Here is a 14754-nt window from a genome sequence, read left to right as displayed (position 1 = left end):
GGCACAGAGCCGTGCACGGTGGGGACGGAGTGACGACCACGCGCGACGCGGAACGGAGGCCGACGAGATGACCGATTCGGCAGCCCCTGGACGGGACCTGCACCGAGAGCTCACAGTGCTCGCGGCCAAGAACGAGCGGCTCAGCGACGCGCTCGTGGCGGCGCGGGAGCAGATCATCGACCTCAAGCGTCAGGTCGACGACCTGGCCAAGCCCCCGGGCACCTACGCGACGTTCCTCGGCTCCCGCGCCGACGGCACGGTCGACATCGTGTCGTCGGGACGCAAGATGCACGTCGGCGCCAGCCCGTCGCTCGACGTCTCGCGCCTCCAGCCGGGCCAGGAGGTCATGCTCAACGAGGCCCTGACCGTGGTCGAGGCCGGCGGGTACGAGGAGGTCGGCGAGCTCGTCACCGTCAAGGAGCTGCTGGGCACCGACCGTGCGCTGGTGGTCGGCCGCGGGGACGAGGAGCGCGTCGTGCGCTTCGCCGGTCAGGTCCGGGACGCGCACGTGCGGATCGGTGACGCGCTGACCATCGACTCGCGCAGCGGCTTCGTGTTCGAGGTCATCCCGCGCGCCGAGGTCGAGGAGCTGGTGCTCGAAGAGGTGCCGGACATCGACTATGCGGACATCGGCGGGCTCGGACCGCAGATCGAGGCCATCCGCGACGCCGTCGAGCTGCCGTTCCTGCACCCCGAGCTGTTCCGGGAGCACGGGCTCAAGCCGCCGAAGGGCGTGCTGCTGTACGGCCCGCCCGGCTGCGGCAAGACGCTCATCGCGAAGGCCGTCGCCCACTCGCTGGCTGCGACCGCCGCGGCCGCCAAGGGCGAGTCCACTGCCGACACCAAGAGCTTCTTCCTCAACGTCAAGGGTCCCGAGCTGCTCAACAAGTACGTCGGCGAGACCGAGCGGCACATCCGGCTGATCTTCGCGCGGGCCCGCGAGAAGGCGTCGCAGGGTCACCCGGTGGTGGTGTTCTTCGACGAGATGGAGTCGCTGTTCCGGACCCGCGGCACAGGGGTCTCCAGCGACGTCGAGACGACCATCGTTCCGCAGCTGCTCAGTGAGATCGACGGCGTCGAGCGGCTCGAGAACGTCATCGTGATCGGTGCCTCGAACCGCGAGGACATGATCGACCCGGCTATCCTGCGGCCCGGCCGGCTCGACGTGAAGATCAAGATCGAGCGCCCGGACGCCGAGGGTGCGCGGGAGATCTTCGGCAAGTACCTGGTGCCGACGCTCCCGATCCACGCCGACGACATCGCCGAGCACGGCGGCTCCGCCACGGCGGCCGTCGAGGCGATGATCACCCGGGTCGTCGAGCGGATGTACACCGAGAGCGACGAGAACCGGTTCCTCGAGGTCACGTACGCCAGCGGTGACAAGGAGGTCCTGTACTTCAAGGACTTCAACTCCGGCGCGATGATCCAGAACGTCGTCGACCGTGCGAAGAAGTCGGCGATCAAGGACTTCCTCCAGAGCGGTCAGCGCGGGATCCGCGTCGACCACCTGCTCACCGCGTGCGTCGACGAGTTCCGCGAGAACGAGGACCTGCCGAACACGACCAACCCGGACGACTGGGCGCGCATCTCCGGCAAGAAGGGTGAGCGCATCGTGTTCATCCGGACGATCGTGCAGGGCAAGAAGGGCGCGGAGGGTTCGCGCACCATCGAGAACGTCACGAGCACCGGCCAGTACCTCTGACGGTCGCGCGTCACGGCGCACGGTCGCACCGCCCTAGGGTGGTCGTGTGACCGTGCGCCGTGTGATGGGGATCGAGACCGAGTACGGGATCCTCCAGCCCGGACGCCCGCTGGCCAACCCGATGCTGCTGTCCAGCCACGTCGTCGCCGTGCACGCCGCGGCCCGCGAGGGTGCGCGGACGAAGGCCCGCTGGGACTACGACGACGAGGACCCGCTGCACGACGCCCGCGGCTTCCACCTGCAGAGGGCGTCGGCGCACCCGTCACTGCTCACGGACGACCCGGAGAAGCCGGCACCGTCCGGCGACGGACCGCAGGCGCTGCCGCGTGCGACGACCGAGGAGTACGAGGACCCGGGCGCCGCGAACGTGATCCTCACCAACGGCGCTCGCCTGTACGTCGACCACGCGCACCCGGAGTACTCCTCACCGGAGGTGACCAACCCGCTCGACGCCGTCCGCTGGGACCGCGCCGGCGAGCGCGTGATGCTCGCGTCGGTGCGGGCGCTCGCGTCGACGGCCGCGCTGCCGGACGTCGCGCTCTACAAGAACAACGTGGACGGCAAGGGCGCCACCTACGGCATGCACGAGAACTACCTCGTGGACCGGGCGGTCCCCTTCCACGACCTGGCCGCGCGGCTGATCCCGTTCTTCGTCACGCGCCAGGTGTTCACCGGTGCGGGCCGGGTCGGGCTGGGCCAGCGCGGGGAGGAGCCGGGCTTCCAGCTGTCGCAGCGCGCCGACTACATGGAGGCGGAGATCGGCCTGGAGACGACGCTGCGTCGCCCGATCATCAACACGCGCGACGAGCCGCACGCCGACCCGGACCGGTGGCGTCGCCTGCACGTGATCATCGGCGACGCGACGATGCTCGAGGTCGCCACCTACCTGCGGCTGGGCACGACGTCACTGGTCCTCTGGCTCATCGAGCGCGCGGTCGCCGACAGCGGCTCCGGGGGAGCGCTGGCGGCGATCGACCGGCTGACGCTGCGCGACCCCGTGCACGCCGTCCACGTGGTCAGCCACGACGTGACCCTCACCGCACGGCTGGAGCTCGCGGACGGGCGGCGGCTGACCGCTCTGGAGGTGCAGCGCGAGTACCTCGACGCGGTCCTCGCGGCCCTGGCGCACACCGGCGACGAGCCCGACCCGCAGACCGCGGACGTGCTGGCCCGCTGGGCCTCGGTGCTCGACCGGCTGGGGTCGGACCCGGCGTCGTGCGCGCGCGAGGTCGAGTGGCTGGCCAAGCTCCGCCTGCTCGAGGGCATGCGTCGCCGCGACCGGCTGGCGTGGGACCACCCGCGTCTGGCGGCGATGGACCTGCAGTGGTCCGACGTGCGACCTGAGCGCGGCCTCTACCACCGCCTGGTCCAGGCCGGGGCGGTCGAGCTCCTGGTCGATGCCGAGGACGTCGCCGACGCGGTTCTGCACCCGCCCCGGGACACCCGGGCCTACTTCCGCGGCGAGGCGGTGGCGCGGTACGGCGGCGAGATCTCGGCGGCCAGCTGGGACTCGGTGGTGTTCGACGTGCCGGGTGCGGCGACGCTCCAGCGGGTGCCCATGCGCGACCCGCTCCGGGGGACGCACGCGCACGTGGGCGAGCTGCTGGACCGCAGCCCCGACGCGACCGCGCTGCTGGACGCGCTCGGGGCCTGAACGACGACGGGTCCTCGTCCGCACCGTGGGCGTGGGGACCGGGAGCGTCGGAAGATGGGCCTAGGGTGGACGACAGCACATCGGCTCGGCACTTCGGGAGGTCACCATGGCTGGTCAGGAACACGTACGTCCGCGCCGCGAGGATGCGGAGCCGGACGACGGACCGGACACCCCCGCCCCCGTCGCCCCGGCTGCTCAGTCGCGGGACGCCGAGGTGGACGCGCTGCTCGACGAGATCGACGACGTCCTGGAGTCCAACGCCGAGCAGTTCGTGCGCGGCTTCGTCCAGAAGGGCGGTCAGTGACCGCACATGAGCTCATCCGACACGTCCGCTTCCGGGCGGCTGCCGCACGCGTTCACCACTCCGGGGTCGTCGTCGTTCCTGGAGTTCCTGTCCAGCCATGCCCCGCAGCTGCTGCCGGGTAACCGGCCCCCCTCGGACGTGCACGCACCGCACGGCACCACGATCCTCGCGCTCGCGTTCGCGGGCGGGATCGTCATGGCGGGGGACCGCCGCGCGACCATGGGCTCGATGATCGCGAGCCGGGAGATCGAGAAGGTCTTCCCCGCCGACGAGTACTCGGCGGTCGGCATCGCCGGCACCGCAGGCCTCGCCGTGGAGCTGGTCCGGCTGTTCCAGCTCGAGCTCGAGCACTACGAGAAGATCGAGGGCAGCCTGCTCTCGCTGGACGGCAAGGCCAACCGGCTCGCGACGATGATCCGTGGCAACCTCGGCATGGCGATGCAGGGGCTGGCCGTGGTGCCGCTGTTCGGCGGCTTCGACCTGGACCGCCGTGTCGGCCGGATCTTCTCCTACGACGTCACGGGCGGCCGCTACGAGGAGCACGACCACCACGCGGTCGGCTCGGGGTCGGTGTTCGCGCGCGGCTCGCTGAAGAAGCTGTGGCGGCCGGGGCTCGACGCCGACGCCGCGGTGAAGGTGGCCGTGGAGGCGCTCGTCGACGCCTCGGACGACGACTCGGCGACGGGCGGGCCCGACCACACGCGGGGGATCTGGCCCGTCGTCGCCACGGTGACGGAGTCCGGGTACCTGCGCGTGAGCGACGCCGACCTCGGGGCTGTCGCCGAGCAGGTCGAGCAGGAACGCAGACGGGCGCACGAGAGCCGTGGGGGTGCGCGATGAGCATGCCGTTCTACGTGTCACCCGAGCAGCTGATGAAGGACCGGGCGGACTACGCGCGCAAGGGCATCGCGCGCGGGCGGTCCGTCGTGGTCCTGCAGTACGACGACGGGATCGCGTTCGCCACCGAGAACGCGTCGCGTGCGCTGCACAAGATCTCCGAGATCTACGACCGGATCGGCTTCGCGGCGGTCGGCAAGTACAACGAGTTCGAGAACCTGCGGGTGGCCGGTGTGCGCTACGCCGACCTGCGCGGCTACTCCTACGACCGGGAGGACGTCACCGCCCGGGGTCTGGCCAACGCGTACGCGCAGACGCTCGGCACGTCGTTCACGACGGAGTCCAAGCCGCTCGAGGTCGAGATCGTCGTGGCCGAGGTCGGCCGCGCGGCAGCGGGTGACCAGATCTACCGGCTGGCCTACGACGGCTCGGTCACGGACGAGCACGGCTACGTCGTCATGGGTGGGCAGGCGGACCGGCTGGGCGTCCTCCTGGCCGAGCAGTGGCGGGCAGGGCTGACCCTCCCGGAGGTGCTCGCGCTCGCCGTGCGCACCCTCGGGGCGGCGGAGGACGGGGGCGAGCCGCGGGCGATCCCGGCTCCCCAGCTGGAGGTCGCGGTGCTGGATCGCACACGTCCCCGCAGGACGTTCCGGCGGCTCGCCGGTGCCCTGCTGGAGGACCTGCTGGGCGCAGACTGACGGGGACCGTACGAGGCGACGGAGGGAGCACGGCGATGGACAGGCGGATCTTCGGCCTGGAGACGGAGTACGGCGTCACGTGCGCCGCCCAGGACGGTCGTGGGCTCTCGGCCGACGAGGTCGCGCGGTACCTGTTCCGCAAGGTCGTCGCGTGGGGACGCTCCTCCAACGTGTTCCTGCGCAACGGCTCGCGCCTGTACCTCGACGTCGGCTCCCACCCCGAGTACGCGACCGCCGAGTGCGACGACGTGCGGCAGCTGGTCACGCACGACCGGGCGGGCGAGCGCATCCTCGAGGGGCTCGTCGCGGACGCGCAGCAGCGGCTCGAGCACGAGGGGCTGCCGGGCACGATCCACCTGTTCAAGAACAACACCGACTCCGCGGGCAACTCCTACGGCTGCCACGAGAACTACCTGGTGCGCCGGCAGGGCGACTTCTCGCGGCTCTCGGACGTGCTGGTGCCGTTCCTCATCACCCGGCAGATCCTCACCGGTGCGGGCAAGGTGCTCACGACACCGCGCGGGGCGGTCTACTGCCTGTCGCAGCGTGCGGACCACATCTGGGAGGCGGTCTCCAGCGCGACCACCCGCTCGCGGCCCATCATCAACACGCGCGACGAGCCGCACGCCGACGCCGAGCACTACCGCCGGCTGCACGTGATCGTCGGTGACTCGTCGATGTCCGAGTCGACGACGATGCTCAAGGTCGGCACGACGGACCTCCTGCTGCGGATGATCGAGGCCGGCGTCCCGATGCGGGAGATGGCCCTGGAGAACCCGATCCGCGCGATCCGGGAGATCAGCCACGACCTGACCGGCATGCACCCGGTGACGATGGCGAACGGCCGGACGGTCACGGCGATCGACCTGCAGGAGGAGTACCTCACGCGGGTGAGCGACTTCCTGGCCTCGGAGGGCGGGCCGAGCCCGGAGAACAAGCAGGTGCTCGACCTGTGGGAGCGCGGGCTGCGGGCGATGCGGACCGGGGACCTGTCCCTGGTGGACCGGGAGCTGGACTGGGTCATCAAGTACCGGCTGATCGAGCGGTACCGCGCCAAGCACGGCCTGGAGATGTCCGACGTGCGGGTGCAGCGCCTGGACCTGGCGTACCACGACATCTCGCGCACCGAGGGCCTCTACAACCTGATGGCCGCCAAGGGGCTGGTGGAGCGGGTGACGACGGACCTGGAGGTCTTCGAGGCCACCGCGGTGCCGCCGCAGACGACGCGCGCCAAGCTCCGCGGTGACTTCGTGCGTGCCGCGCAGGATGCCCGACGCGACTACACGGTCGACTGGGTGCACCTCAAGCTCAACGACCAGGCGCAGCGCACCGTCCTGTGCAAGGACCCGTTCCGCAGCGTCGACGAGCGGGTGGACCGGCTCATCGAGTCCATGTAGCCCCGGCCTGACAGCGCCGGGCCGTACAGTGTGGCGGTCTGGCGACCGCCAGGACGGTGGACTGTGGGTCCGCCAGGACTGTGGGCTCGTGTCCGCCAGGACTGTGGGCTCGTGTCGGCCAGGACCGTGGCGCTGGAACACGCCCGGACCCAGGAGCTGGAAGGAACGACGTGCGACGACTGCAGGGCAGAGCCCTGGTCGCCGGTGTGGCGATCGCGTTGCTGACCCTCGTCGGCTGCAGCGCGCCGGCGGCGGAGCCGGCCGCGGTGACGGTGACGGGGGAACCCGGCGCAGCGCCGACGATCACGTACCTGACCCCCTTGCAGGTGGACAAGACCCGGACGGAGCAGATCTGGCCGGGCACGGGCGCCGAGCTGGTCGAGGGCGCGCCGGTGCTCATCGACTTCTGGCTGGAGGACGCGACGGACGCGACCCTGGTCAAGGAGAGCTACACCACCAACCCGACGGCGATGCTCCTGACCGAGGAGGACCTCGGCAAGGACCTCTACGAGACGCTGCGCGGCCAGCAGGTCGGTGCCCGGATGCTCCAGATCAGCCCCGGCAGCGGCGAGGGTGCGACGGACTACCCGACGGTGACGGTGGTCGACGTGCTGCCCACGCGCGCGGACGGCGAGCCGAAACCTCCTCGTGCCGACCTCCCCGCGGTGACGCTGGACGCGTCCGGCGCGCCGACGATCACACCGACCGGGACGGAACCGCCGACGACGCTCGGCGCACAGCCGCTGATCCGTGGCAGCGGCGAGCAGGTGGCCGCGAGCGACGTCGTGACCGTGCAGTACACCGGTTTCGCGTGGACCACGGGCGAGGCGTTCGACTCGACCTGGACGCACGGGCTGCCGGTGTCGTTCTCGCTGCAGGACGTGCAGGCGTGGGCCGAGGGGCTGGTCGACCAGCCGGTCGGCAGCCAGGTGATGCTCGTCGTGCCGCCCACCTACGCCCTCGGTGTCACCGAGAGCGAGGAGCTGGCGGGGCAGACCGTCGTCTTCGTGGTGGACATCCTGGCCACCGGGCACCCCGAGCAGGCGGCGGGCTAGCGGGAGGGCAGGACCGCCTCGATCGTCGCGACGTCGTCGGCGTCGCCCTCGACCCGGACGTCGGCGGCGGCGCCCCGGCCGAGGAGGTAGAGGACGAGCTCGCCGACGGCGCCGCGGACGACGACGGTGCCGTAGTCCGCCTTGGGTGCGCGCAGGTGGTGCCGGACGCCGTCGTCGCGGACGAGGACGACCCCCACCGGGGCGCCGCGCAGCCGGCCCGCGGCGGCGCGCGGCAGGTGCGACCACAGCGCGTCGACGAGTCCCGCGTCGAGCTCGCGCGCCGGGACGGACCCCGCTCCGCGCCGGACGTCCTCGGTGTGGACGAAGAACTCGATGACGTTCGCGGACTCCCCGACCCAGGAGGCCGGGTGCCAGCGCGCGGGCGTGTCGGCGACCCGGGCCACCAGGTCCCGGTAGGCGCCCTCGGTGGAGGCCTGGTCGGCGAGCGTCGCGATGGCGGCCTCGGCACGGGATGCGAGGGCCGGGACGGCGATCCCCGCACTGACGATCGGTGAGCGCTCCCGGAGCACGACGTGCGCCGCGAGGTGCCGTGCCTGCCAGCCCTCGCAGAGCGTGGGTGCGTCAGGCGTGACGTCCAGGAGGGCCTGCGCCAGCTGCGCGCGCTCGATCTCGTGCCAGGTCATGACCGCAGGATCGCACGCGCCGCCGTGGCCCGTGGCCCGAGCGCTCGGCGGGTAAGCGCTCGCACCCTCATGAGAGAATGAGGAGAACCCCACCAGCGTCACGGAAGGTCCTGTCGTGCCCACGCGAGACGAGCCGTCCCGGTCGATGGCGCTCACCGGCTCCGTGCCGCGACGCGCCGTCCAGCTGCTCGGTCGAGGGCTGCGAGCGCACCCCCGCACCTACGTCCTGGCCATCGGGACGTCCGCGCTCTTCGGTGCCCTCACGGTCGGGGTCAGCCGCGTGCTCGGTGCCGTGACGGACCAGGTCGTCGTGCCGGCGCTGGCCGGCTCGAGCGAGGCACGGGACCGGATCTGGCTCGCGGGCGGCGCGATCGCGCTGGTCGCGGTGTCCCTCGCCCTGACGGTCGCGGCCCGCCGGATGTACGCGGGACGGGGGTTCGCCCTGATCCAGGAGGACCACCGGACCGGCGTCACCCGCCAGTACCTGCGGCTGCCGATGTCGTGGCACCGCGAGCACCCGACGGGCCAGCTGCTCTCGAACGCCAGCGCGGACGTCGAGGCGGCGACGTCGATCTTCAACCCCTTGCCGTTCGCCATCGGGGTCGTCGTGATGATGGTCGTCGCGACCGTCGAGCTGGTGCGGACCGACATCTGGCTGGCGCTCGCCGCGCTGATCGTCCTGCCGCTCGCGGTGGTCGCGAACGTCGTGTTCCAGAACCGGATGTCACCGGCGGCGATCCGCGCCCAGCAGCTGCGGGCCGAGGTGGCCGACATCGCGCACGAGAGCTTCGAGGCCGCCGTGCTCGTCACGTCGCTGGGCACGGAGGCGCGCGAGGAGGCCAGGTTCGCCGAGCGGGCCACCGAGCTGCGCCACGCGAACGTCCGCGTCGGTGTGGTGCGGGCGCTGTTCGACCCGGTCATCGACCTGCTGCCGAGCCTCGGGACCCTGCTCGTGCTCGTGGTGGGGACCGTGCAGATCAGCGAGGGCCACATCGGGACCGGGGACGTCGTCGCGGCGGCCTACCTGCTGACCCTGCTCGCCGTGCCCGTGCGTGCGTTCGGCTGGGTGCTGGGGGAGCTGCCGCGGGCGCTCGTCGGGTACGACCGGATCGCCCGGGTGATCGACTCGCACGGGGCGCTCAGCGTGGGCAGCACGCCGTGGGAGCCCGTCGGCGGTGCCCGGGTGGAGCTGCGTGAGGTGAGCCGCTCCGTCGCGCTGCCCGGTGGTGGGGAGCTCGAGCTGCTGCACGACGTCGACCTCGACGTGCCGGCCGGCCGCACCATCGCGGTCGTCGGCCCGACCGGTGCGGGCAAGACGACGCTCGTCTCCCTGGTCAGCCGCCTGTACGACCCGTCCCGGGGCTCGGTCCGGGTCGACGGGCTCGACCTGCGCGACGTGCCACCGGCCGACCTCGCGCGGCACGTCGCGCTGGTGGCCCAGTCGACGTTCGTGTTCGAGGACACCGTGCGCTCGAACGTCACGCTCGCCGACGACGGTGAACCGGGGTCGCCGGACGACGACGCGGTCTGGGACGCGTTGCGCCTCGCCCGCGTCGACGACGTCGTGCGGGCCCTGCCCGGCGGACTCGACGCACCCCTGGGCGAGCGTGGCGCGAACCTGTCGGGCGGTCAGCGCCAGCGCCTCGCGCTCGCCCGCGCGCTGGTCCGCCGGCCTGCCGTCCTCGTGCTCGACGACGCGACCTCCGCGGTCGACCCGCGCATCGAGCAGGCGATCCTGCGGGGGCTGCGCAGCGAGGCTGCAGGGAGCGGTCCGACGGTGCTGCTCGTCGCCTACCGGATGTCGTCCGTCCTGCTGGCCGACGAGGTCGTGCACATCGACGGCGGTCGGGTCGTCGACCGCGGCACCCACGACGAGCTCCTCGCCCGCGACGACGGCTACCGCGCCCTGGCGACCGCGTACGAGCAGGAGACCGCGCGCCGCGCCGCCGAGGCCGCGGACGAGGAGGCCCTCGAGGTCGTGGAGGACCTGGCATGACCGAGCCGAACGGCAGCCACCGGTTCGCCCCCGCCAGCACCCTCGGGGTGCTCGCGACGTTGCGCCGCGGCGTGCAGGTCTCCCCGCAGCTGCTGGTCGGCTGGCAGGTCACGGTGCTGCTCGCGGTGATCGCGTCGATCGGGCGGGTGCTCGTGCCGATCGCGGTGCAGCAGACCGTCGACACGGGCATCCTCGCGGAGGGGGGTCCGGACGTGTCGCGGGTCATGGCGCTCGCCGGCCTGGCCGCCGTCGGGCTCCTGATCGCGGCGGTGTGCTCGGCCTACGTCAACGTGCGGCTGTTCCGGTCGAGCGAGAGCGGGCTGCTGGCGCTGCGCACCCGGGCGTTCCGGCACGTGCACGACCTGTCGGTGCTGACGCAGAACACCGAGCGGCGGGGGTCGCTGGTCTCGCGCGTGACGTCCGACGTCGACACGATCTCGCTGTTCGTGCAGTGGGGCGGGATCATGCTGCTCGTCTCCGTGCTGCAGATCGCGGTGGCGACGGTGCTGATGGCGGTCTACTCCTGGCAGCTGACCCTGATCGTGTGGGCGGGGTTCGTGCCGCTCTTCGTGCTGCTCCAGCCGTTGCAGAAGCGCGTCAACGCCCGGTACACGGCGGTGCGTGAGCGCGTCGGCGGGATGCTCGGCGCCATCTCCGAGGCCGTCGTCGGCGCCGAGACCATCCGGGCGTACGGGGTCGCCGAGCGCACGCAGCGCCGGATCGACGCCGCGGTCGCCGCCACCCGTGCGGCGATGGTGCGGGCGCAGAACCTGGTCGCCCTCGTGTTCTCCAGCGGCGTGCTCGTCGCCAACCTCGTCCTGGCGCTGGTCGTCGTCGCCGGGACCTACCTCGGGATAGCCGGGGAGATGTCGGTTGGCCGCCTGCTGGCCTTCCTGTTCCTCGTCCAGCTCTTCACCGGCCCGGTGCAGATGGCCACCGAGATCCTCAACGAGCTGCAGAACGCCGTCGCCGGGTGGCGCCGCGTGCTCGGGGTCCTGGAGACGCCGGTCGAGGTGGTCGACCCGGGCGCGGACGGCGTGCCCAGCCCCCGCGGCCCTGCCCACGTCGAGCTGCGCGCGGTGGACTTCTCCTACCCGGACGGTCCGCCGGTGCTGCGGGAGGTCGACGTCGCGATCCCCGCCGGGACGTCCGTCGCGGTCGTCGGCGCGACGGGATCGGGCAAGACGACGATCGCCAAGCTCGTCGCCCGGTTCATGGACCCCACCGGGGGTTCCGTCCTGCTCGACGGGGTGGACCTGCGGGACATCGCCGTCGCGGACCTGCGGCGTCGCGTCGTGCTGGTCCCGCAGGAGGGCTTCCTGTTCGACGGCACCCTCGCGCAGAACGTCGCCTACGGTCTGCGCCACGAGGACGGGACGACCACTGCGCAGGACGACGACGTGCGGATCCGCGCCGCCATCGAGGCGCTCGGCCTGGACGGCTGGGTGGACGAGCTGGCCGACGGCCTCGACACTCCCGTCGGCCAGCGGGGCGAGTCCCTGTCTGCGGGGGAGCGGCAGCTGGTCGCGCTCGCCCGTGCCTACCTGGCGGAGGCGGACCTGCTGCTGCTCGACGAGGCGACCTCGGCGGTGGACCCGGCCACCGAGGTCCGGATCGCGCGCGCGCTGGACTCGCTCACGCGCGGCCGCAGCACCCTGACGATCGCGCACCGGCTGTCCACGGCGGAGGCGGCCGACACGGTGGTGGTGGTCGATGCGGGCCGTGTGGTCGAGGTCGGGCACCACGACGACCTGGTGGCGCGCGACGGTCACTACGCCGCGATGCACGCCGCCTGGGTGTCGCAGACCCGCTGACGGCTGGTGGGACGGGTCCGTCCGGCACGCGGCTGCGTGGCAGGATCGGTGCGTGTCTTCGAGCCCCTCCGCACCGACCCTCGATCCCGCCGTCGCCGCGCGCCTCAAGCACGACGACCACGGTCTGGTGGCAGCGATCGTGCAGCAGCACGACTCGCGCGAGGTCCTCATGCTCGGCTGGATGGACGACGAGGCGCTGCGCCGGACGCTGACCAGCGGCCGCGTCGTGTTCTGGAGCCGCTCGCGCCAGGAGTACTGGCGCAAGGGCGACACGTCCGGTCACGCCCAGTACGTGAAGTCCGTGAGCATCGACTGCGACGGCGACGCGCTGCTCGTCGAGGTCGACCAGGTCGGTGCCGCCTGCCACACCGGCGCGCACACCTGCTTCGACGCCGGCGGCCCGCTGTCCGCGGTCGTCGGCACCCGCCCCGAGAACGGAGAGCTGTCGTGACCGCGCCCGCTGTGCCCGCTGTTCCCACGGACGTCGCTGCGGCGGAGGTTCCCTGGGGTGGCACGTGGCCGTCGCTCGAGGTGTTCCGGGGCCTGGCGCGCGACCGCCGGGTCATCCCCGTCGCGCGCCGGCTCCTCGCCGACGACGTCACGCCCGTCGGCCTCTACCGCACGCTCGCGGCGGGGCGACCCGGGACGTTCATCCTCGAGTCGGCCGAGGCCGCAGGGAGCTGGGACCGGTACTCCTTCGTCGGCGTCCGCTCGCGCGCCACCCTGACCGTCCGGGACGGGTCGGCCGTCTGGGTCGGTGACGTCCCCGTCGGCGTCCCCACGGACGGTGACGCGCTCGACGTCCTCGAGCGCACGCTCGACGCGCTCCGCACCCCCGCGATCGCCGGTCTGCCACCCCTGACCAGCGGGCTCGTGGGTGCCCTGGGCTGGGACATCGTCCGGCACTGGGAGCCGACGCTGCCCGCGAACGCGCCCGACGAGCTGGGCGTGCCCGAGCTGACGCTGCTGCTGGCCACGGACCTGGCGGTCGTCGACCACCACGACGGGTCGGTCTGGCTCATCGCGAACGCGATCAACTTCGACGACACCGACGAACGGGTGGACGACGCGCACGCCGACGCCGTCGCGCGGATCGACGCGATGGAGGCCGCGCTGCTGCGACCGACCGAGTCCGCGGTCGCGGTCCTGGCGGACGTCGCGGAGCCCGAGCTGGCGTTCCGGTCCACCCGGCAGGACTTCGAGGACGCGGTGCGGACCGGTCAGGAGGCCATCCGTGACGGCGACGTGTTCCAGGTGGTCATCTCGCAGCGCCTGGACCTCGACTGCCCGGCGGAACCGATCGACGTCTACCGGGTGCTGCGCACCATCAACCCGAGCCCGTACATGTACTACCTGCAGCTGCAGGACGCCGACGGTCGCGACTTCGCCGTCGTCGGGTCGAGCCCGGAGACCCTCGTGAAGGTGACCGCGGGACGCGTCGTGACGTTCCCCATCGCCGGCTCGCGCCCCCGCGGCGCCACCCCCGACGAGGACCGCCGGCTGCAGGACGAGGTGCTCGCCGACCCCAAGGAGCGGGCCGAGCACATCATGCTGGTCGACCTGTCCCGCAACGACCTGGTCAAGGTGTGCGAGCCGGCCAGCGTCGAGGTCGTCGAGTTCATGGCGGTCAAGAGGTACTCCCACATCATGCACATCTGCTCGACGGTCGTCGGGCGCCTGCGCGAGGGCGCGACCGCCCTCCAGACGCTCGTCGCGACGTTCCCCGCCGGGACGCTCTCGGGGGCGCCCAAGCCGCGTGCGATCGCGCTCATCGACGAGATCGAGCCCGCCCGCCGCGGCATCTACGGCGGCACGGTCGGCTACTTCGACTTCGCCGGTGACATGGACATGGCCATCGCCATCCGCACGGCGCTGATCCGCGACGGGCGGGCGAGCGTGCAGGCCGGCGGCGGCATCGTCGCGGACTCCGTGCCCGCGCTGGAGTACGAGGAGTCGCGCAACAAGGCGGCCGCGGCCGTGCGTGCCGTGCAGATCGCGTCCCGGCTGCGCCGAGCGGGCGCGTGACCGTCCCGCAGGGCGCCGGCCGCCGCCGGTCCGGCCGAGGACGGGCGGCGGGTGCCCTGCTCGTCCTGGCGGGCCTGACCGCGGTCGTCGCGGTGCCCACGTGGTTCACGACGACGGGCACGACCGCGCTGCAGGGCACGGTGACGGTCGAGGTCAGCGGCTCTCAGGCGGCTCCGGCCGTCCTGGCGGCCGCGGTCGCGATCCTCGCGGCCGCCGCCGCGGTGGGACTGGTCGGGCGAGCGGGCCGCTGGGTCGTGGCCGCCGTCGTGGTCGCGTGCGGCGTGCTCGTCGTGGCCACCACGCTCGGGGCGACGACGGACCCGGTCGCGGCGGTCACGCCGGTGGTCGCCGCCGAGACGGGCGTCGGAACGCTGGCGGGCCCGGTCACGACGACCGTCTGGCCGTGGCTCGCCGTCGGCACCGGGATCCTCGACGCCCTGGCCGGCATCTGGTTCGTGCGCGCCTCACGTGCGTGGTCGGGGCCGTCCCAGCGGCACGAGGTCGCGCCGGGGAGCAGGGCTGCGGAGGCCGCAGCGGTGATTGACGAGAAGCCCGACGAACGGTCCGACTGGGACGCGCTCAGCCGTGGTGACGACCCGTCCTGACGTGCGGCGGCGCATGCCGGGCC

At 72.5% G+C, this 14754-nt stretch carries 13 protein-coding genes; 12 read left to right on the top strand and 1 reads right to left on the bottom strand.

Annotated elements, in window-relative coordinates; genetic code table 11:
* Positions 1-67 precede the first annotated feature (67 nt).
* The 7 genes from arc (at position 68) to ASD16_RS08220 (ending at position 7647) form a co-directional block, all read left to right on the top strand.
* Positions 68-1702 (top strand): proteasome ATPase, encoded by a 1635-nt coding sequence (gene arc, locus ASD16_RS08250; RefSeq protein ID WP_055915243.1) that lies wholly within the window; start codon positions 68-70, stop codon positions 1700-1702.
* A 46-nt stretch (positions 1703-1748) separates the two neighbouring features.
* Positions 1749-3356: a depupylase/deamidase Dop gene (gene dop, locus ASD16_RS08245; RefSeq protein ID WP_055915241.1), complete on the top strand. Its 1608-nt coding sequence runs from the start codon at positions 1749-1751 to the stop codon at positions 3354-3356.
* A 106-nt stretch (positions 3357-3462) separates the two neighbouring features.
* Positions 3463-3660, top strand: coding sequence for a ubiquitin-like protein Pup (locus tag ASD16_RS08240; protein ID WP_055915238.1), 198 nt, complete (start codon positions 3463-3465; stop codon positions 3658-3660).
* A gap of 6 nt (positions 3661-3666) precedes the next feature.
* A complete protein-coding gene (gene prcB / locus ASD16_RS08235; protein ID WP_055915236.1) occupies positions 3667-4500 on the top strand; it encodes a proteasome subunit beta in 834 nt (277 codons plus the stop codon).
* Positions 4497-5195 (top strand): proteasome subunit alpha, encoded by a 699-nt coding sequence (prcA, locus tag ASD16_RS08230; protein ID WP_055915234.1) that lies wholly within the window; start codon positions 4497-4499, stop codon positions 5193-5195. The genes prcB and prcA overlap by 4 nt, the downstream gene beginning before the upstream one ends.
* 35 nt (positions 5196-5230) lie before the next feature.
* A complete protein-coding gene (gene pafA, locus ASD16_RS08225) occupies positions 5231-6592 on the top strand; it encodes a Pup--protein ligase (RefSeq protein WP_055915231.1) in 1362 nt (453 codons plus the stop codon).
* 170 nt (positions 6593-6762) lie between these two features.
* Entirely contained in the window at positions 6763-7647 is an 885-nt protein-coding gene (locus ASD16_RS08220) for an FKBP-type peptidyl-prolyl cis-trans isomerase (protein ID WP_055915228.1), read from the top strand.
* Here ASD16_RS08220 and ASD16_RS08215 read toward each other — a convergent pair.
* Positions 7644-8291, bottom strand: coding sequence for a TIGR03085 family metal-binding protein (locus ASD16_RS08215; protein ID WP_055915225.1), 648 nt, complete (start codon positions 8289-8291; stop codon positions 7644-7646). The genes ASD16_RS08220 and ASD16_RS08215 overlap by 4 nt on opposite strands.
* 145 nt (positions 8292-8436) lie before the next feature.
* Here ASD16_RS08215 and ASD16_RS08210 point away from each other — a divergent pair, with 145 nt between their 5' ends.
* From ASD16_RS08210 to ASD16_RS08190, 5 genes are read left to right on the top strand one after another with little or no spacing between them, the layout of a single operon-like run.
* A complete protein-coding gene (locus ASD16_RS08210) occupies positions 8437-10287 on the top strand; it encodes an ABC transporter ATP-binding protein (protein WP_055915222.1) in 1851 nt (616 codons plus the stop codon).
* Positions 10284-12101: an ABC transporter ATP-binding protein gene (locus tag ASD16_RS08205; RefSeq protein ID WP_055915219.1), complete on the top strand. Its 1818-nt coding sequence runs from the start codon at positions 10284-10286 to the stop codon at positions 12099-12101. Before ASD16_RS08210 ends, ASD16_RS08205 begins: the two co-directional genes overlap by 4 nt.
* 52 nt (positions 12102-12153) lie before the next feature.
* On the top strand, positions 12154-12552 hold the full coding sequence (gene hisI, locus ASD16_RS08200) for a phosphoribosyl-AMP cyclohydrolase (protein ID WP_055915217.1): 399 nt from the start codon (positions 12154-12156) through the stop codon (positions 12550-12552).
* The gene (locus tag ASD16_RS08195) at positions 12549-14126 is read left to right on the top strand and encodes an anthranilate synthase component I (RefSeq protein WP_055915214.1); all 1578 of its coding nucleotides are present in this window, start codon (positions 12549-12551) and stop codon (positions 14124-14126) included. Before hisI ends, ASD16_RS08195 begins: the two co-directional genes overlap by 4 nt.
* Positions 14123-14731 (top strand): Trp biosynthesis-associated membrane protein, encoded by a 609-nt coding sequence (locus ASD16_RS08190; protein WP_055915211.1) that lies wholly within the window; start codon positions 14123-14125, stop codon positions 14729-14731. The genes ASD16_RS08195 and ASD16_RS08190 overlap by 4 nt, the downstream gene beginning before the upstream one ends.
* Positions 14732-14754: the final 23 nt, after the last annotated feature.

Origin of the sequence: Cellulomonas sp. Root485 (genome assembly GCF_001426705.1) — a bacterium.
In the GTDB taxonomy this organism is placed as follows: domain Bacteria; phylum Actinomycetota; class Actinomycetes; order Actinomycetales; family Cellulomonadaceae; genus Cellulomonas.
This window is presented reverse-complemented; position numbering and strand designations above follow the sequence as displayed.